This is a genomic window from Arthrobacter sp. zg-Y1116, from assembly GCF_024385485.1.
In the GTDB taxonomy this organism is placed as follows: domain Bacteria; phylum Actinomycetota; class Actinomycetes; order Actinomycetales; family Micrococcaceae; genus Arthrobacter_B.
Map to the genome: position 1 here is coordinate 134,817 of NZ_JANFLR010000004.1, position 19,274 is coordinate 154,090.

General features: G+C 61.2%; 9 protein-coding genes. 4 read left to right on the forward strand and 5 right to left on the reverse strand.

Annotated elements, in window-relative coordinates:
* Positions 1 to 55 precede the first annotated feature (55 nt).
* The 3 genes from NNX34_RS12120 to NNX34_RS12130 form a co-directional block, all read right to left on the reverse strand.
* On the reverse strand, positions 56 to 556 hold the full coding sequence (locus NNX34_RS12120; protein WP_255766779.1) for a hypothetical protein: 501 nt from the start codon (positions 554 to 556) through the stop codon (positions 56 to 58).
* The gene (locus NNX34_RS12125; RefSeq protein ID WP_255766780.1) at positions 549 to 974 is read right to left on the reverse strand and encodes a PD-(D/E)XK nuclease family protein; all 426 of its coding nucleotides are present in this window, start codon (positions 972 to 974) and stop codon (positions 549 to 551) included. The genes NNX34_RS12120 and NNX34_RS12125 overlap by 8 nt, the downstream gene beginning before the upstream one ends.
* Before the next feature lie 334 nt (positions 975 to 1,308).
* A complete protein-coding gene (locus NNX34_RS12130) occupies positions 1,309 to 3,822 on the reverse strand; it encodes a sigma-70 family RNA polymerase sigma factor (RefSeq protein ID WP_255766781.1) in 2,514 nt (837 codons plus the stop codon).
* A 231-nt stretch (positions 3,823 to 4,053) separates the two neighbouring features.
* Between NNX34_RS12130 and NNX34_RS12135 the strand changes: the two genes are divergently transcribed.
* The 4 genes from NNX34_RS12135 (at position 4,054) to NNX34_RS12150 (ending at position 16,512) form a co-directional block, all read left to right on the forward strand.
* Positions 4,054 to 10,851 carry a DUF4011 domain-containing protein gene (locus NNX34_RS12135; protein ID WP_255766783.1) on the forward strand — a complete coding sequence of 2,266 codons (6,798 nt, stop codon included), beginning with the start codon at positions 4,054 to 4,056 and terminating at the stop codon, positions 10,849 to 10,851.
* Between the two features lie 53 nt (positions 10,852 to 10,904).
* A complete protein-coding gene (locus NNX34_RS12140; protein ID WP_255766784.1) occupies positions 10,905 to 11,990 on the forward strand; it encodes a DUF3320 domain-containing protein in 1,086 nt (361 codons plus the stop codon).
* 193 nt (positions 11,991 to 12,183) lie between these two features.
* Complete coding sequence (locus NNX34_RS12145; protein ID WP_255767247.1) at positions 12,184 to 15,297, forward strand: DEAD/DEAH box helicase; 3,114 nt, start codon at positions 12,184 to 12,186, stop codon at positions 15,295 to 15,297.
* Positions 15,298 to 15,399: 102 nt separating this feature from the next.
* Complete coding sequence (locus NNX34_RS12150) at positions 15,400 to 16,512, forward strand: DGQHR domain-containing protein (RefSeq protein WP_255766785.1); 1,113 nt, start codon at positions 15,400 to 15,402, stop codon at positions 16,510 to 16,512.
* Positions 16,513 to 16,592: 80 nt separating this feature from the next.
* Here the strand turns inward: NNX34_RS12150 and NNX34_RS12155 are convergent, their stop codons facing one another.
* Positions 16,593 to 17,420 (reverse strand): hypothetical protein, encoded by an 828-nt coding sequence (locus tag NNX34_RS12155; RefSeq protein ID WP_255766786.1) that lies wholly within the window; start codon positions 17,418 to 17,420, stop codon positions 16,593 to 16,595.
* A 115-nt stretch (positions 17,421 to 17,535) separates the two neighbouring features.
* Positions 17,536 to 19,233 (reverse strand): NERD domain-containing protein/DEAD/DEAH box helicase, encoded by a 1,698-nt coding sequence (locus NNX34_RS12160; protein WP_255766787.1) that lies wholly within the window; start codon positions 19,231 to 19,233, stop codon positions 17,536 to 17,538.
* Positions 19,234 to 19,274 lie beyond the last annotated feature (41 nt).

A 19,274-nucleotide genomic window follows, 5' to 3' on the forward strand; every position in this document is an offset into this window, starting at 1 on the left:
ATTAATGGTGCCGGCGGTGAATGTTAGCCAACCTGCAAAATTTTACAGCTACCTATTACCGCCGAAGATTCGCAAAGGGTAGTTGGCCGTAGGCCACGAAGAACTCCTCCAGTAGCTCGTCCTCGGCGACCTTGGCGGACCGATCGGTAACCGGAAGCCACGCGATAGGTAGGTCGCGAGAGTTGGAGAGCTGCCATATGTACCGCCCTCCCTTGTGGCCGACGGATATACCTTGGCCGAACTTTGCGAATTCGCCGATCCGCTTCCGCAGGCCGCGGGTGCCGCTCGTACCCGCATCGGCTTTGCCGATATAAAGCGTCGGTGCATCCCACAACCGGCCCTTCAGCTTGGCAGGATCATCCGTCGGATCCGCGCCCTTGAACCATCCGCCCTCGCTGGTGTCGAGGACCTCGTGCGCACTGTCCGTGCTCCGTAGCACCGCGTACACACCGGGCTCGCGAGGAACGGCCGACAGATCGAGGTCTCCGAACGCCTTAAATCCGGTGAAGCCCCGACTTCTTAGATCCATCTCATTGAATGCACTCACACTAAACATGTGTACTCCTCAGGACCTCGGCGCCGCTGGCGCGGCAGAAAATCAGCACCAGTTCACTGACGCCTTCACCGGTAATCTGGCCGATCATTTTGGCGTACGTCCCCAACTGCCGCCAATACGCGGCCAGCCGCTCCTCGTTCACGCTGATATCAGTCTTGAAATCGGCGACCACCAGGCTGCCGTCATCCTCGCGGTACATCAGATCGATGATGCCCTCCATGGTGTGTCCGGTCTCCGGCACCATGATTGGCAGCTTCAGCCAGTGCTCGTGGTCGGCAGCCCGCCGGACAGGTGGGCCCTCCAGCGCTGAGCGGGCGGACGCTTCCAGATCGGCTGCGTTGCGCAGACCGGCACCGGCGGCGACGTCGGCCGCCAGCCCGGGAGGCGACGGCGACAGCTCCAGATCCGTGAGTTCCAACAGACGGTTCCTCGGCCAGATCGTCCAGTGTGGTTGTGCGGACGGCTGCGCTGCCGCGGCCGTCGTTCAGGACCCGGCCCAGATAGTGGGAAAGGTCCAAGGCGGAGGTGCGGCTGGGTGCGATCACCGTGACCGGCTGCAGCGGCCGGCCCTGCTGGGCCGCTGCTACGGCATTGGCCAAAGCCTGCAGTGCTTCGGGCGTGCTGGTGTAAGCCTGCGTTCGGGCCCCTGCGCTCGGTGCTGAACCGGCACCCGATGAATCTGTACTCAATGAACTCCCCCTTGTTATTAAGTGCACTCAACCTAGCAGCAGGTGCTGACGAGTCCTGGTTCACTACGCCGCGTCGTCGGACGCTTCCGATTCATCTTCGGCGCCCGGTGCCATCCCGTCGCCGTCGTAGAGGTACGCCCAGAGCACGCTGCATCGGGAGGGGTGGCGCAGTTTCTTCATGGTCTTGGATTCAATCTGCCGGATGCGCTCCCTCGTCACCCCGTACACCTGACCAATGGCATCGAGCGTTTTCTCTTCCCCATCAACCAACCCGAAACGAAGGGCGATCACCCCTGCTTCCCTTTCGGGGAGGGTGTCCAGCACGCTGTGGATTTGTTCCGTCATCAGTTGATGAATGATCGGATCGGCGGTGTCGAGGCCGAACGGGTCCCAAAGCTGTTCGGACATGGCTTCCATGCCGCCCCGGCCGTTGGGGACTTCGAGCTCAAGCGAGATAATGGACTTGTCGGCGGAAAGCAGCGCCGTGATTTGTTCTACCGACATACCAGTCCGTGCGCTAAGGTCATCTAAACTCGGTGCGTCCCCCAACAGGCCAGGCTCTTGCTGGGCAGTCCACAGTTTTTGCAACTTCTCAACCACGTGAACCGGCAATCGAATCGTGCGAGCCTGATCCGCCAGTGCACGGGTGATAGCTTGTCGAATCCACCATGTGGCGTAGGTCGAAAACTTGTTGCCGAGCTGGTAATCGAATTTGCGGACGGCCCGGTGGAGGCCCAAATTTCCTTCCTGGATTAGATCCAGAAAATCCAAGCCCCTGCCAATATGCCCCTTAGCCAGCGAAACTACGAGCCTCAAGTTGCAGTTCAGCAGCCGGTCAGCTGCCCGCTGCCCTGCATGCCTCAACGCTTCAAGTTCGCGGATTTCGCGTCTGGGGCGGAAGGCAGTCTGATCTGACAGCAGGTGAGCAGCATAAAGGCCAGCCTCGATCTCCTGCGCGAGTTCAACTTCCTCTTCGGCCGTCAGGAGCCCGTAACCTCCAACACGGCCCAGATAATCATGAACGGGGTCCGGGGATATCTTCACCGTTTTACGAAGCACCTCGGGCCAGTCGTCATCCCAATCATCAAGTACGAAACCCTGTGGCGATGGCTCTTCGGAAGTCTCGGTCTTGGAGGCAGCGCTTTCCTCCGTATGCTCCGGAACCGGGACGTCAAAGAGCTCCAACTGTTTCATCGGTTCCGGGATCGGCGGATTGAGGAAGTCCTCGAGTTGTTCGAGGTCGGACTCGAGGTCGAAGAACTCCACGTTCCGGGCAAACGGGAGCACGCGGCCCAGGAATTCTTCACCTTGGACATCGGGGTCCTCGACGGTGTCCTTGGAATAGAGCACCACTAGGCGGCCCGCCCGTCCATCCACTTTCTTCCGGATGACGCGGCCGAGCCGCTGGACCATTTGCCGTTGGCTGCGGTTGGCCGCCACGATGATGCCGAGATCTGCTTCCGGAACGTCAACACCTTCGTCCAGGAGCCGTGGCGCGGCAAGGAGCTGGGAAGTACCACTTCGGAAATCGGCCAGTCCCTGTTGTCGGTCGGCGTCGGACATTCCGCTGAAAATAACCGAGGCACTGGTACCCATGGACGAGTACACCTGTTGGGAACGGCGCGCGGAGTCCTGGGTTTGAGTGAATACAAGTGTGCCTTTTGACCGGTCTACTGTCTCTCTCAATGCTGCCAACGCGTGGTACTTTGTGCGGGCATCTGACAAGAGAGTGAGGCGTGAGGCCATAGCGCGCATATACCTACGGGCTACCGTGGTTTCACGGGTCTGGGATTCGGAGGCCGCTAACGAGGCGACCGCAGCGATAAAGGCATGAAACGGGGTCCGTGGCACCTCGGCATATGTAGTCAGGATACGCGCAGATTCCGTCATAGTCGCCGAAAGCTCATCGTAGTTCTCCCGTTCACTGGGAGTTAACTCGACTCCAACCAACGCGATATCGAACGGAGCAATTACCTTATCCCGGAGTGCCCGGTCGTACCAGAGCGTGTACACAACACCCCCGAAATAGGGGGAAAGGACCGCCTCATGCTGCTGATCCGTTCGCTCATAGGTAGCTGTGAGTCCCAGCCGCCAGGCGTAACCTTCCTGCAAGGCGTTTGTGAACATCGGTGCGGCATACCGGTGGCATTCATCGGCAATGATCAGTCCGGCTTTATGGCTACGCAGGGTCGCCCGATTCGACGCCGTATGAACTATCGCCACCAGCACATCAACATCGTCGAGCGAGTCAGTATGGCCATTGCCAAGTGCCCCGCGTCGGACGCGCGGCAAATCGGCTCGAACTGCAGACAGCCACTGGCGCTGCAGTTCAGCAGTGGGGACGAGGATGAGTACCTTCATTCCCTGTCGGACGGCTTCAAACGCCGCCGCGATTCCGACCTTTGTCTTGCCCGACCCTGTAACTGCCTCGATTACTCCACATCTGGCATTCGAGTGCCAGGCCTTCAGCGCTTCCTGTTGCCACGGGTAGAGGAAGGCATAGTCGTAACCGGTTGGCACCCCTTCAATGGTGGCGGCCCCCGGGACTCCCTCGGAACCGGTGGTGAGCTCGGTCATATTTCCCCAATGCAAAGACGGACGGAATTGTGATTCACAGATGGTGCGTTGAGAGTCACACTAGGACTCGGCACTGACATTTCAGGAATTGCAGCCAGAAAAAACTTTTTGTAACCCTTTGGGCATAACTTTTTGTAAGTTCCTCGCTGCAGGACAGCTAGCAAGTTACCGGTCGGTATATTCTGGCTGAGCGACGTCTGGGGAGGCGCCGATCGAGCATAGGGATGTGGAATGGCGTTATCCAACAGGGAGTTCATCGGAAGAACCTTGGAAATCTTGTCCAAGGTGCTGGAACCCTACATCGATCGGGCGATGGCTGAAGTCTCACCGGGAGTCGATTGGCCGTCCCTGCTATCCCGAAAAGACGAGCTCGCAGGCCGCGGCCTCAAGACGTACAAAGCCAGCGACGTGCAGACCCAGCTGCGGATGCTTACGGAGCGGCTCGGCAACCTTGGCTATCCTTTTGCCCTCCCGCCGGAAGCCAGCGCCTATGCCAGCGAACTGAGGCAAATCCGTAATCTGTGGGCCCACAACGAGCCCTTTTCGGACGATGACGTCGTGCGCGCTATCGATACCGCCCTGCGGCTCATGCGATGGATGCGACTGGATAAGCAGGCGGAGGAAGGTCAGCAGCTGCTGAAGGACTTCCGCGAAAACAGCGCTGCCGCTCCTCTCCCCGATCCCCCCGCCCCGGTCCCCGCCGCACCGCGCCCCCGGGCAGCGGTTCCCCGACTCGCTCCCGTCCCACTTTTCTTGGACACAGAAGCCGTATCCCCGCCACCTGCTCCAAAGGTTGAGGCACAGCAGGGAACCACCATCACCCTCGAGACCGCCTCGGAGGTCAGCTATGCCATGTCCTACAACGGCGGGCAGGTCATTAACCGTCTCGTTGTGGCGAACCCCGGCCCCGAAATCCGTGGGGCAGTACTGCAGCTCAGTCTCACCGCGGAAATAGGCGTCGTATCCCGGACCAGCGAGCATTACCTGGACATTCCCGCCGGCGGTTCGATCACGTTGTCGAGCCCCAACCTCCAGGGCGATCCCGCAGCCATGCTGCAGCTCGAAGACCGCCAACAGGGCACCGTCCGTGCCGAGCTCAAGGTGGAGAACGACGTCGTGGCGTCCGCCAGCCGGGACGTCGAACTGCTCGGAGCGCAGCACTGGAAGCTGCGGCGCGGACTGCTGGCGTTGGAATCCCTCGCGGCCTTCGTCCAGCCCAACCATCCGGAAATCGCGAAGCTCTGTTCTGAAGCGTCCGACCTCCTGAAGGCGGAGACCGGCAACAGTGCGTTGAACGGCTACCAATCAGGTTCCGAACGCGCCGACGCGATTGCCTGGGCCATCTTCCGGGCGGTCCAGAGTCGGGGCATCCGGTACAGCGAGCCTGCTCCGTCCTGGGGTCAGCACGCCCAGCGGATCCGGACGCCGGAGCAGGTCCTCAGCGGCCAGTTCGGCACCTGCATGGATACCACGGTGATCCTGGCCGCGGCGTTGGAGTTCGCCGGGCTGCAGGCAAACCTGTGGCTGATGGACGGACACATTTTCGTTGGCTACTGGCGCGATGAACGCAACTTCCAGACTCCAGCGCTGGAAGAGGCGGCCTATCTGGTCAATGAAGTGGATCTGGGCAACATCCGCCTCATGGAATCCACGATGGTCACGGACGGTGGCGAAACCTTCCGACCGCAGGACGTGCACGACGCCGCGTACAAGCGTTACCTGACCGGAGAGATGGACGAGGTCCGCGGGGTCGTGGATATCTTCGGCGCCCGCAGCGCCGGCATCCGGCCCATCCCGGCCCGGCTCACCAACGTGGGCGGAAAAGTGGAGGTCTACGAGTACACGCCCCCGCGTCCGGAAATGCCGTCCGTACCCCAGGGCAGCGGACGGGGATCCAAGAGCCGGGCCGACGCCAAGCAGCTCCCCCCACGTATCAGCCAGTGGAAGAACGCGCTGCTTGACCTCAGCCTGCGGAACCGGCTGATCAATTTCACCAAGACCGCACGCTTCCCGCTGGCGGTACCGGACAGCTGGATCGGGCAGTTCGAGGACCTGATCAGTGCCGGAACCCCGATCACGCTGGCCGCCTCCGACGACGTCGCCGCCATGCAGCGCGAACGAGGCGTCCGCTACGGCCGCGACCTGCCGCAGGAACAGCTGGCAGACATGCTGGTCAAGCGCCACGCCGTGTTCGCCGACGTCACCGAGGCCGGCTACCAGTCGCGGATGCGCAGCCTGGCCTATAAAGCCCGAACCCTGATTGAGGAAACCGGTGCCAACAACCTGTATCTGGCGTTGGGGTCGCTGGTATGGAGCCTCGACGGGAAGGAACTCCGTTCCCCGCTGGTCCTGGTGCCGGTTCAACTGCGCCCGACGTCGAAACAGGGTCCCTACGAGGTTGTCCTGGACGAAACGGGCGGCTCGACGCCGAACTACTGCCTGCTCGAAAAGCTCCGCATGGAACACGGGATGGAAATCCCCGGGCTCGCGGATCCGGAGGAGGACCACTCAGGCATCGACCTGGACGCTGCGCTCGGCGCAGTGCGGTCCGCCGTCCAGGCCAAGGGACTGCCGTTCCGGGTGGAACCGACCGTGGACCTGTCCATCCTGCAGTTCGCCAAATTCCGGCTCTGGAAGGATTTGGACGAGCATTGGGAAGAACTATCCAAGAACCCCTTGGTCCGCCACCTGGTCAGCACGCCCACTGACCCGTTCACCGATCCGGCCACCACGGAAACGGGCGAAGACCTCGACGAACTCGCGGCACGGGTGCCCATCCCGGCAGACTCATCCCAGCTGCAGGCCATCTCCGAAGCGGTCGCAGGAAAGACCTTCGTCCTGGAAGGACCTCCCGGCACCGGCAAGTCCCAGACCATCACCAACCTTTTGACCCGCGCCGTGGCCGACGGGAAACGGGTCCTCTTCGTGGCCGAAAAGCGCGCAGCGCTGGAGGTCGTGCAGAAGCGGCTCGACGACGTCGGCATGGGTGTCTTCGCGCTGGACCTCCATGACAAAGGGAGCAAACCGGCCGCGGTCCGAGAACAGATCCGACGTGCCCTGGACCACCACGCCGATCCGGACCGCCAAGGCCTGGACGCCGCGGTGAGCGAGCTGAACAAGGCACGGCGGGGACTCGTCCGCTACGCCGCACGCCTCCACGACGAAAACAACGCCGAGCTCTCGCTCTACAGTGCCCGGACCAAGGAGCTCGCCGTCGGGGACGAAGCTGAGCCGCTCTCCGTCCCGGAATCCTTTGTCGAAAAGACCAGCATTGACCAGTTGCAGCAGCTGCGAAGCCTGCTGGCCGAACTTCCAGATGTTGCCGACCCAGCTGCTCCGGGTGACCGCACGCCGTGGGGGTTCATCACCCGCCCCCTCACGAAAGCCAAAGCGGAGGCGGCAAGCGATGCCGCCCGCCGGTTCCAGGCCGCCCTGGACCGGACCACGGCGGATCCCGAATTTGCCCGCGTGGTGGAATCGGCACGCACCGTGGCCGACCTCGGAAAGCTCCGGGAGGTACTGTCCGCCGGCACTTTGGACCTGGACCTGCTGGATGAAGTGGCCTCCCGCCGGTGGAACAACGCTATCGACGGACTCGGCAACCACGTCACGGCCTTTATCGGTGCCGCCCATCCAGGGCTGGACAAGGTGGTGCCCGAAGCCATCGACCTTCCCGTGGCAGATCTTCACGCCCAAGCAGTTGCTGCGGCGGAATCCGGCTTCTTCGGGCGGAAGAAACGGCTGATCGCCGTCCGCGACCAATTGGCGAACTACATCCGCCCCGGCGTCGTGGTGAAACCCAAGGACGTCCCTGCCCTCACCGAAGCGCTGCTCACCGTCCAGAGTGCAGCGCGGGGCCTGGCCTGTGAGGCTGCATCGGTCCCGGGTGTTCGGTTGCCGGAGTCCTGGAACCCGCTGACCGAGGCCGGCCAGCACATGCTGAGGCACTCGGTGGACTGGCTCCGTTGGGCGTCGGACCTTGTCAAGGTCACCGGCAGGCCGGGCGATCAGACCTTCCTACAGATAATTCGCACCTACCTGCGCAAGGCAGGGCAGGTACCGGAAGGAGTGGGGAGGACCGCCGCCGACCTCGCGCAGGCGGCCGCCGACCTGTTCAACGCTGCAGGAGTGGGGCCCAGGGACCTCGAAGCCTGGCTGGGCGGTGCCACCTTGCTGGACCGCTGGACCCAGACCAGCCGAGGCCGCGACGTCGAACGTCCCGGCCTGCCGTCGCTGGCCCGCTGGCTGGACTTCATGAAGGCACTCGAGCCGTTGAACGTTGCTGGTCTGGGCGCTGCCCGTGGGCAGCTTAAGTCCGGGACAATTCCTGCCGACGACGCCGTCGGCGCGTTCGAACGCGGCCTTGCCCTAGCTGCCCAAAGCGAGCGTTCGGCGGCGACCGGGTTGGACCGCTTCGAGGCACGCAGCCACGAAAAGATGATTGAACGTTTCATCACGCGCTCCGCCGCCATCCGCCAACAGCTGAAGGCCGCCGTGCCCGCGGAAGTGTTAGCGCAGCGCAGCTTTAATCCGCAGTCCGAAGCGGGACAGATGGGCAAGCTGCACCGCCAGCTGGGCTCCAAGCGCGGGATGAAGGTCCGTCCCCTGCTGGAGAATTTCGGTGAGCTGATTACCCGCATCACGCCGTGCGTCCTGGTCAGTCCCGACTCCGTGGCGCGTTTCTTCCCTGCACGGTCAGACCTGTTCGACCTGGTGGTCTTCGACGAGGCGTCCCAGATTCGGGTGGCCGACGCCGTTGGTGCGATGGGCCGCGGACGTTCCGTCGTCGTCGTCGGCGACAGCAAGCAGATGCCGCCCACCTCCTTCGCCGAAACCAGCCTGGACCGGGACGACGAAGAGGATGACGCAGCGGACACAGTGGCGGATGAGGAATCAATCCTCTCCGAATGCGTGTCGGCGCGGGTTCCCCGGCAGTGGCTGACCTGGCACTACCGCAGCCAGGACGAGTCGCTGATCGCCTTCAGCAACCAGCAGTACTACGACAGCAAGCTCTCATCCTTCCCGGCCCCCGTGCATGGCAGTGCCAGCGCCGACGTGAAGGGCTACGGTGTGAACTTCATCCGCGTTACCGGCGGGCACTTCAACCGGACCGGCAAAGGCAAACTGCTTAGGACCAACCCGGTGGAGGCAGAGGCAGTCGTGGCGGAGATTCGCCGCCGCTTCCTCGCCTCGCCGCAGGTGTATCCCTCGGTGGGCGTGGTGACCTTCAACCTGCAGCAACGCGCCTACATCGAGTCTCTGCTGCGCGACGCCGAGGACCCCCGAATTGCCGAAGCATTGGACGCGCCGGACGGGCTCTTCGTGAAAAACCTGGAAAACGTACAGGGCGACGAGCGGGACACCATCCTGTTCTCCACCGGCTTCTCGAAAAACGAGAGGGGCTACCTGCCGCTGAACTTCGGTCCGCTGAACCGCAGCGGCGGCGAACGCCGGCTCAACGTAGCGGTCACACGTGCCCGGCGGCAGGTCATCGTGTTCTCCAGCTTCGATCCGTCGGATTTGCGGGCGGAGGAGACCTCGTCGCTGGGTATCAAGCACCTGCGCAGCTACCTGGATCTCGCGGCCAGTGGAACCGACGCCCTGCCGTCCGACGGCCGGCGGAAGCCCGCCGTGGACCGGCACCGGGAACAGATCGCAGATGCCCTGCGTGAGCGCGGGCTGGTGGTCGCCACCGACGTCGGACTGTCGGACTTCAAGGTGGACCTCAGCGTGGCGCTGCCCGAGGAGCCCGAGCGCCCGTTGATGGCGATCCTTTTGGACTCGCCCGTGTGGGCCTCCCGCGGAACGGTGGGGGACCGCGATGGACTGCCCACCGATGTGCTTTCACGGATGCTGCGGTGGCCGTCGGTCCAGCGGGTGTGGCTGCCGGAATGGCTGTCCGATTCGGCAGCGGTGCTGGACCGGTTGGAGAAGGAAATCCGGCGCGAAGACCTGTTGGCGGAGCCCGAGGTTGAGGTGCAGGAGCCGGTCGTTGTGCCGGTTCCCGTGGCACGTCCCGAGCCCGCTGTGGTCAAGGCTGTCCCGATTCCTCCGGCTGCTCCGGTGTCGAACGCTCAGCCGTACGTCCCGTGGTCCTACCGGGGAACCGGCGGCATCGAGTATCTGGACAACCTCGGCTCATCTCCCCGCGCCCGCGAAACGGTACGTGCCGTGCTCGAGGCGATTGTCGAAGCCGAAGGGCCCGTTCATACTGCACGGCTGGCGAAGCTGGTCTGCGCCGAGTTCGACCTGAACAAGGTGAACGGCCAGCGGGCAGATTCCGTCCTGAAGCTGATCGATCGTAAGAAGTTCCATGTGGATCGGGATGAGTTCGTCTGGCCTACGTCGCTGGATCCGACAACCTGGGTAGCTTACCGGGAAGCCGACGAATTTGAGCCGCGGAAAATCGAGCACGTCAGTCTGGTGGAGATCGGCAATGCGATGGCTGAGCTGTGTCGGGATGCCGCCGGACTGGCACCTGAGGACCTGAAGAGGCAGGCAGTCCGGGTCTTTGGTGGCAAACGGGTGACCGCGGGTATTGGGCAGCGGCTCGAGGATGCGCTGAGCGCAGCGCTGGATGCTGGGAAGGTGTCGTTCTCCGGGAGTGGGCTGGTGGTCGCCGCTGCTTCTCGTATAGTCACCCGCACGACGCAGTTGGACGAACCGGCCGCGGAGAGGAGGGAGCCTGACGGGACTTCCACCGCCTGGACCGAAGAAAGATCACGACAAGTTTTGCACCTGTATCGCCAGGGGCTGATGGTCAGGGACGTTGCACTCAATGCGGGGCTGGACCAGCATGACGTGGCCACCCACCTGATCAACAGGCTCCTGACTCCCGAAGGGGACATCATGGACGAAACCGGAGCGTACAGACACGGCAAAGCCTATTTGCCTGCCGAGCTCCGTCGAATGGAAGACCTATACCGCAAGGGTGAGTCTCTGCCCACAATCGCCAGTGACCTTCGCAGGACGCAGCTCGGCGTCGGCTGGCGGTTATTGGACGAGGGACTACCTCGTGCTGGGCGATAGCCACAGGGTCTGAGGAAGCCAGTTGAAACCAAGACCTCCACTCGGAGGCACTAATGGGGGAGAAAACCATGTCAAAGCACCATGTCCACGCGGCATTGGACCTGCTAAGCGAACGCCTGGATCCTTTTATCCAAGCATCGCTGCAAGACCAAATTCTGGGGCTGGAATGGTCATCTGTTCTGCGGGAATTGGACCAGATGAAGGGGAAAGAAGGCTGGACATATTCCCGCCGTGACCTGTCCCTCCAGCTGCGTATGCTTACGGAACGTTTGGGCGCTTTGGGATACCCGTTTGACGCGGGTGACAGGAACCGAACACTGAGTTCCTACGGGTCCGTACTGCGGATCATCCGAAACCGACTGTCCCACGGCGGCGAGTTCGAGGTCTTTGATGCCCTCCAAGCGGCCGACACTGTTCGAACAGTGCTGACCCATATTGGCGACACAGATGGTGCCGACCGGGCTGGGGAGATCCGGACAGCTGTTATCAAGGATCTGTTGGAAGCAAGCGAACCAGAAAGCGAAGCCGTTGCGGATAGCGATGATGAGGCCGTGCCGGTTCCAGCCGGCTCTAAGTCAAGCAACGCTGAAGCAGGAAATGGCGTAGATGTGCTTTACGGCTCCGTACCGTGGGAGTCCTGGACCCAGGTTGTTGTCGGGGAACAGGAAGACCTCGATTCAATGAGAACCGTTCGTGTCAAGGAGAACGTGCGGAGCCTGATTGAGGACATTGCCGAGGCTGAGGGACCGGTGCACCAGGATCGCGTTGCTCGGCTTGTCGGCCTTGCTTTCGGTTTTTCTCGCCTGGTGCCGGCGAGAATGAGGAGGATCCTTAACCAGATTCCCAGAGCCTCGGTTGATGTCGACTCCTACGGCTTCGTGTGGCCGAAGGGCATTGATCATTCGCGCTGGCTCATCCATCGAACAGGGACCGGTTCAGCACGCCCATTTGAGCAAATTGCCCCAACTGAAATCGCGAATGCCATTGTGGCAGTGATCAAAGATGACCCGTCGGTAGCTGGAGCCGACCTCCGGCGCAGGGTTCTTCAGCAGTTCGGCCGCAAGCGAAGCAGCAAACCAGCTCGGGAACAATTCGAACTCGGCCTGGCGTACGCAAAGAGCAGCGGGCGAATCCAGTAGTTGCCGCCGCTCTTCAAAAACTGTCAGTACCTACCGATAGCCTCAGCGGTAGGAGAAACGGTCCTCATAGGTGAGGATCGCATATTGGTTGGGAAAGCTATGTTAATAAAGTTGGTCCATCGGCCCATTGTCCGGGAGCTGAACCGGTTGGTAGGGGAGTAGAGTGATCCATTCCCACATCCCCGGCGAACGCATGCCGGAAGGGCTCTACGAGCTCCTCAACACGAATGATCTCCGACAGACATTGGCTGGACAGACCGGGTTGAAAGCTGTCCTCGAGCCCGTCCCGGACTCACTGTCCTCGGAAGCGTTGTCCTCTCACATCGCACGCAGGGTGCGGCAGGCGCTGGACCAAACCAACCCCGAAGACCGGGTAGCGTTGGCCAACTCATTGCTAAGCCGCCTTAGCGCAGACGGGCTGGAGCCCGGACCCCAACAGCTGACTTCTCTGTTCGCCGAAGAGGGGCTACGCCGTCGCCAGCTCCGCCGGCCCTCAACACCGCTCAGCCAGCCTGCACTGTTGACGAACGGTAAGGACGACCCCAACCTTGCCGCCGAGATCCGCACGGAAATGGGTTCAGCTGACACGGTAGATATGCTGTGCGCTTTCATCCGCTGGACCGGGCTTCGGCTGCTTGAACCAGCCCTGGCCGAGCTGCGGGACCGTGGCGTGAAGCTGAGGGTCCTCACCAGCACCTACATGGGTGCCACGGAACGCCGGGCCATTGATGAACTCGCCGTGAAGTACGGCGCCGACATCAAGATCAATTACGAAACGCATGCCACCCGGCTGCATGCCAAGGCATGGCTCTTCCGGCGGAACACGGGTTTTGATACAGCCTATGTGGGCAGCTCGAACCTCAGCGCCCCGGCCATGCTCGACGGACTGGAATGGAACGTCCGGCTCTCAGCGGTCGGCACACCAGAGTTGCTGCAAAAATTTGAGCTCACTTTCGACAGCTACTGGGAGCAGTCGGCTTTTCAGACATACGACCCTGTGCAGGACGGCGATAAACTCGACGCCGCTCTGGCCCGAAACGGCGGTAAATCCACGTCACGCCCGGCTGCAGCTACCGGGTTGGAACTTCAGCCGTTCGTCCACCAGCAGGAAATGCTGGAAGAACTGGACGCCGCTCGGGAAGTCCATGGTTACCACCGCAACCTCCTTGTGGCAGCAACAGGCACCGGGAAAACGGTTATTGCCGCACTCGATTACAAGCGGCTCTGCGAGGCAGCAGGGAAGCCTTTGTCACTTCTTTTCGTGGCGCATCGGAAAGAGATCCTGGAACAGTCGCTGCATACCTACCGTGACGTGATGCAGAGCGGATCCTTTGGTGAATTGTTCGTCGGTGATCACCGCCCAACGGTGTGGAAGCAGGTGTTCGCCAGCGTCCAGTCCCTCGCTGCCTACGGCATCAATAAGCTCGTCCCGGACGCGTTCGACGTCGTCGTCATTGACGAGTTTCATCATGCCCAGGCGCCGACGTATAGGCGACTGATCGACCACCTACGTCCTCAGGAGCTGCTCGGCCTGACTGCTACTCCGGAGCGAGGCGACGGCGTCAACGTTGCCGAGCAGTTCTTTGGCGGCCGCATCGCCAGTGAACTGCGACTGTGGGATGCGCTGGATGCCGACCTGCTCGTGCCCTTCCACTACTTTGGGGTCGCTGATGATGTGGATCTTTCACAGATTGAATGGAAACGCGGCAACTACGACGTCGGCCAGCTGAGTAGTCTCTATACGGGCAACGATGTGCGTGCTGCGAAAGTCATCAAGGAACTGCGGGACAAGGTCACTTCCACAGAGCTGATGCGTGCACTGGGCTTCTGCGTTTCGGTGCAACATGCGGAATACATGGCTGCGGTCTTCAACCGAGCAGGGATTGCTTCCATCGCCGTCTCAGGGAACACCCCGGAGTATGAACGGGCAGATGCGCTGAGACAGCTCCGTACACGAGAACTGAACTGCATCTTTGCGGTCGACCTCTTCAACGAGGGACTGGACCTGCCTGAAGTCGACACCATCATGCTGCTTCGTCCGACGCAGAGTTCAACCGTTTTCCTTCAGCAGCTCGGCCGCGGCTTGCGCCGGGCAAAGGACAAAGCGGTCCTCACCGTGCTGGACTACATCGGGCAACAGCATCGCGAGTTCCGTTTTGAGACGAAACTCCGGGCACTTACCGGGTTGGGGCGCAAAACGCTCGCAAAGGCTGTCGAGGATGAATTTCCCTTTCTTCCATCCGGCTCGCAGATTGTGCTGGACAGGGTGGCGCAGAAGATCATCCTCGACAACATTCGTACCCAGCTCCGATTTAACAGGCGACAGCTCGTCACGCATGTGCAGTCCCATGGAGAGCTAAGGCTTGAGGATTTCCTGCGGGAATCGGGGCTCAGCCTGGAAGACATTTACCGGAAGACCGGTGATTCATGGACGGCGCTGCTCCGGGACGCGGGCCTCATCGACCAGGTTTATGGCCCGGAGGCCGTCATTGCGGGAAAAGCTGCCCCGTCCGTTGCTGAGGAGGCTATTCTCCTTCGGCGCATGACGACGTTCCTATGCGTTGATGACCCGGAACGGGCCGAAACCTATGCACGTCTCGTTTCCGACGGCGCTCCGCGTTATGACCAGTTGAGCAACCGGGAGCAGACGCTGGCCAGGATGCTGTTTTTCGCCCTGTGGCCGGAAGGTGGCGGCTTCTCGGATTACGACGCCGGACTCGACTTCGTGCGCGCACTTCCACCCGTTGTTTCGGAAATTCAACAGCTCATGGACCTGGGCATTCAACGGTCCCGCTACGCACCCAAAGGCTTGGGCCGTGGCCTCCAGCACGTCCCGCTGTACTCCCACGCAACCTACCGGCGCGAGGAAGTCCTCGCTGCTTTGGGTTACCTTTCGTTGGAAGGACGCCGGGCGCGACACCGGGAGGGTGTTGCTTGGTGTGAGGACACAAAGACTGACGCCTTCTTCGTCACGCTCGAAAAGGACGCCAAGGACAGGGCGGCATCGATCATGTATAAGGACTACGCAATGAGTCCCGAGGTATTCCACTGGGAGTCCCAGAACGCGACGGCTCCCGGAAGCCCAACCGGTCAGCGGTATCTGGACCACAAGAAGGCAGGCAGTCAGGTGCTGTTGTTCACCCGGCCACGTGAAAACGACGGCTCGGGTTTGACCATGGCGTACACCTGCCTTGGGCAAATGGACTACATGTCGCACACGGGGTCAAAACCTATCGCTATCACGTGGAAGCTGCACCGGCCGATGCCCGGAGACGTCTACGTCGAGGCTAGCGCTGTTGCTTTGTGACCCTGAATTCGTTGCTGATCCGTCCGCATCGTTTCACTTCGAAGTAACCACGCCCAGCGTTGCTACAATTCATTATCAATCACTATGGGGGGACCGACCGCAATGAATAAAAACATGGAAATTCTAGGTGTACTAGATGCCGATCGCGAGGCAGTTGGCTTTATGACGCCCACTGCGATGAAGGGCCTCCTTTTCATAAGTAACTTTGAGAAAGAAGACCCAGACTCGCCAGCTCCCGACGGGCATGGGTACCAGCGGGAACCGATAAAAGATCGTATTCCCAAGATCGCTCGGTTTTACCTAGATAGCGGCCACATGGCCCGCACCACGCCGCTAACACTCTCCATACGGCTTGCGGACTCAAAGCAGATTTCTCATTTCATCGAACTGTTCAACGCCGAAGACAAGCACGCCATTCGGGAGGCTTTTGGCGATTCTTGCATCTCGGTCGTGGACGGACAACACCGGTACCTCGGCTTGGTCAAAGCAAATGAGATGGATGAAAACTACAACCCGAAAGTTCCGGTGTTGGTCAACTTTGGACTGACTTTCGCCGAAGAGGCTCAGTTCTTTGACGTCATAAACAGCACACAGCGCAAGCTGCCCAAGGCGCTGATAGAAATCACAAAGGCTGACGTTATCGACGCGGGCGAGATGACTCATGCTCAACGAATTCGCTTGATCACGACAATGCTTGCCCGGCACGCGGATTCCGTATGGCTGGACCAAATCAACTTCACGGGTGCCCGAGACCCCAAGAGGCCTGTCACCTTCGAGGGAGCACGACGTTCCACCGCTTCCATGTTCTCTAAAGAGATTCTTGAGCGCATTGATGCCAGGGACCTGAACGCCGAAAGGATTGCCCGTGATTTCTGGCGGCTGGTCGCAGAAGCCTGCCCGGATGCCTGGAATAACGAGCCGCGGAAAATCACGAACGACGACGGAGAAGTGGTTGAGGCGGATGTCGCGTACCGGCTAAAAGAACTGGTAGGTGTGGCCTCCCTGGCAAGGCTGGGTCAGAACGTCATAGCGAGTGCCCTTGAGCATGACAGTTTTGACCAGAGGTTTGCCCAACTCATCGGGAAACTGGCTGCAGTCGACTGGGCGAAAATTCCGGGGAATCCCTGGATGAGGTCGCAGGCAGGATTCGCCGGTCAGTCAGAGCTGTACAGCGTTCTCTATAGCTGGGTTTACAGCGGTAAACACCCAGAGTAGGAGGTCCCACTTGGGCTGTAAGTTCTGAGTTGACAGTGGCGTGCCATTCCAGCGAATGGCCCGCCACTGTCTGCCGTGCCTCATAGACAGTCTGGAGTCCGAGCTGATGCTTCGCTTTCTGACTGATCGTCCAAGTCGATGTCGCTGAGGATGTCCTCCAGGAGCGCAGCTTTAGCCATTGCGGCAAACTGCGCCTCCGTGTTTCGAGTATGAATCCCCACCAGCTCGGCCAGGGTCTCCAGGGGACTGTCCTCCCACTGGCGGGTAAAGCAGAAATCACCTTCTTCTAAGTCGATCCACAGAACGAAACCATGCTCGGGTATGGGGTCCTTCTCGACAACAAATCGAAGACTGCCTCTTTCAGAGGTGTATGTCTGGCCTTCGGGAGGATCAGAGGCTACCCAAGTCATTGCTCCAGTACGGGTGGCATTAATTAATCGATCGATTACGGTATCCCAGTCATCGTCTGTGGCCACACACACCAGCGATAGCTGTTCTTCTTCAGTCAGAGGGGTGCCGTGATCTATGCTGCCCAGAATTTTGACCAGCGATGCGGCTGCCGCCCGCAGATGTGCTTGGGCCTCGTTACGCCGTACCTGCTCCCTAATAGCTCGAAACAGGAGGTCAAATGGAATGCCCTGAGCAGACTGCTTGTTCGTGACTTTGATCGGCTTTTCAGAAGCGGGTTGTCCACCAATCTCCCTTCGGACTGACATCTGATAGGAGAATCCACGGAAGCGTCCAAAAAATGTGAAGGAAGTCTGCCCCTTATAAGCTCGGAAGTGCCGAGCATTTGTGCTGGGATCGAAGTTCGGATCTATTTCCCAAACAAGTTGCCCGGTTTCTGTGGCCGTTAGGACCTTTTCAACGAGCTTAGTCCATTCCGTTGTGTCGAAATCATATGGCATTATGTTGTTTCTCCCCATTGATACTCGATGCTGCTGATCGGTAATAGAAGATGTCTGTTATCTGGTTCCTCACCGAGTCTAATGTCTTGTTTGATGCGGTGTGTGTGCAGCATGCCTATATCGTGTAGATGGAATCCGTTGGTGGCGCCCACCCCTCCGCCCGCCCCAAGGCCAACTCCAGCTCCCGCCCGCCGGCTTCAGCAATCAGCGCCGGATCACCAACCACTACCAGCAGGCACCGAGCCCGCGACAGCCCCACATAGAGCTGCTCCGGAGCACGGGCCATGTCCTTGAACCCGTTCACACAGAGGATCACGACCGAGCGTTCCAGCCCCTTAAACCCCAGGACATGCCCGTAGAACTCCGCGTCGTCGTCGTGGAAGGACTTCCAGTACTCGGGGATGCGCTGGGACTCGTAATAATCCTGATGGATCGGATGGCGCTTGTTGGTGGTGAGCAGGGCGATCTGGTTGGCCGCCCAGCCTTCGTCAATGAGAACGTCCACGCAGTCGCTCGCCACATCCAGCGCATCTTCGGTGTCGCAGGCCACGAGGCGCACCGGCAGCCCGTCCCCGCCGCGGGGTGAGAAGTGTTCGCCGGCGAACCCACGGAAGGTGTGCGCGATCCGTTTGGTGTTGCGCAGGTTCTCGTCGATGTGCAGGGTGACGAGCCCGGCAGTGGGATCCTCAGCTGTTCCCGCGGCTGCCGCGTCCCACCGTCCGTAGACGTTCTGCCGTTCGTCCATGAACGCGTACACCCCGCCGTCGTCGGGCTTCTTCAGACATGCGAGCAGCGCCTCCCACCAGAGTGGGGCGAAGTCCTGGGCCTCGTCGACGACGACGGCGTCCAGCTTCTCCTCGACCGGCAGGACGTCGGCGAGTTCCTTGAGTAGGCGCGGCATCTCCTCGTCGAAGTACTCCTGCCCGGACCCGTCGGGCACGCCCAGAGACTGCACGTACTCGTGGAACTCGCCCACGAAAACCGGCCCGGCCTGCTTCCAGCCGGCGACCTCGCGGCGCAGGTGCATGCTGAGTCCCTTGTTGTAGCAGAACAACCCGACGCGCTGGCCGGCCTTGGCGAGGCGCTTGGCCTTCTCGACGGCGAGCCAGGTCTTGCCGCTGCCGGCGCCGCCGACGAAGCGGGCGCGGGTGATGGAGCGGGTGGAATCCAGCAGGACCTTCTGCCGGGTGGTGAGCCGTTCCTGATGGTCCTCCAGCTCGGCGGCGTCCAGCCCCGGGCGGTCTGCCGGGGTGAGGTCGCCAGAGAGATGGGGGAGGATGCGCTCGAGGTATTTCGGGGAGAGCGGTACGGACCCCTGCCCTTCGGTCTCGATGGCGGCCCGAATCTTTGCGGCGCAGCCGGTTTCCAGCTCGGCCTGGTCGATGATGAGGCTGCGCGGCGTGCCGGCCATCTCCCAGCCGGGCTGGACGTCGGAATAGGGGAAACACGCCATGTAGGTGATGCGGCTGGTCAGGGGAGTGCCGAGGCGGCTGCCGATCCAGTCCTTGAAGGCGTGCTGGGCGCTCTGGGCCTGGGCGACGGGGCTTGCCATCGGCCGTTTTCCGGTCCGGTCGCTTTGGTACCACTGGCCGTTCTCCACGGAGACCCGGCCGCCCTTGACCTCAAGGACGGCGACGCCCACGCCGGGCCAGAGGACCAGGATGTCGATCTCGTGTTCGGCGCGGCCGTGCCGCAGCTGGACCGAGTGTGCCAGCACGACGTCGTCGGGCAGCTGGGCATGGAGGGCGTTCCAGACCGCCTGTTCGGCTAGATGGCCGTCCTGAAAGTCGGGCTCTTCCGGTATGCAACGCACGATTCCCCCTAGTGACGGCTGGAGCCGACTATTGGGTAATC

Bases quoted from the DNA above. Each gene is read 5' to 3' on its own strand.
- NNX34_RS12120 (WP_255766779.1), bottom strand. From the start codon at position 556: ATGTTTAGTGTGAGTGCATTCAATGAGATGGATCTAAGAAGTCGGGGC.
- NNX34_RS12130 (WP_255766781.1), bottom strand. From the start codon at position 3,822: ATGACCGAGCTCACCACCGGTTCCGAGGGAGTCCCGGGGGCCGCCACC.
- NNX34_RS12135 (WP_255766783.1), top strand. From the start codon at position 4,054: ATGGCGTTATCCAACAGGGAGTTCATCGGAAGAACCTTGGAAATCTTG.
- NNX34_RS12140 (WP_255766784.1), top strand. From the start codon at position 10,905: ATGGGGGAGAAAACCATGTCAAAGCACCATGTCCACGCGGCATTGGAC.
- NNX34_RS12145 (WP_255767247.1), top strand. From the start codon at position 12,184: ATGCCGGAAGGGCTCTACGAGCTCCTCAACACGAATGATCTCCGACAG.
- NNX34_RS12150 (WP_255766785.1), top strand. From the start codon at position 15,400: ATGAATAAAAACATGGAAATTCTAGGTGTACTAGATGCCGATCGCGAG.
- NNX34_RS12155 (WP_255766786.1), bottom strand. From the start codon at position 17,420: ATGCCATATGATTTCGACACAACGGAATGGACTAAGCTCGTTGAAAAG.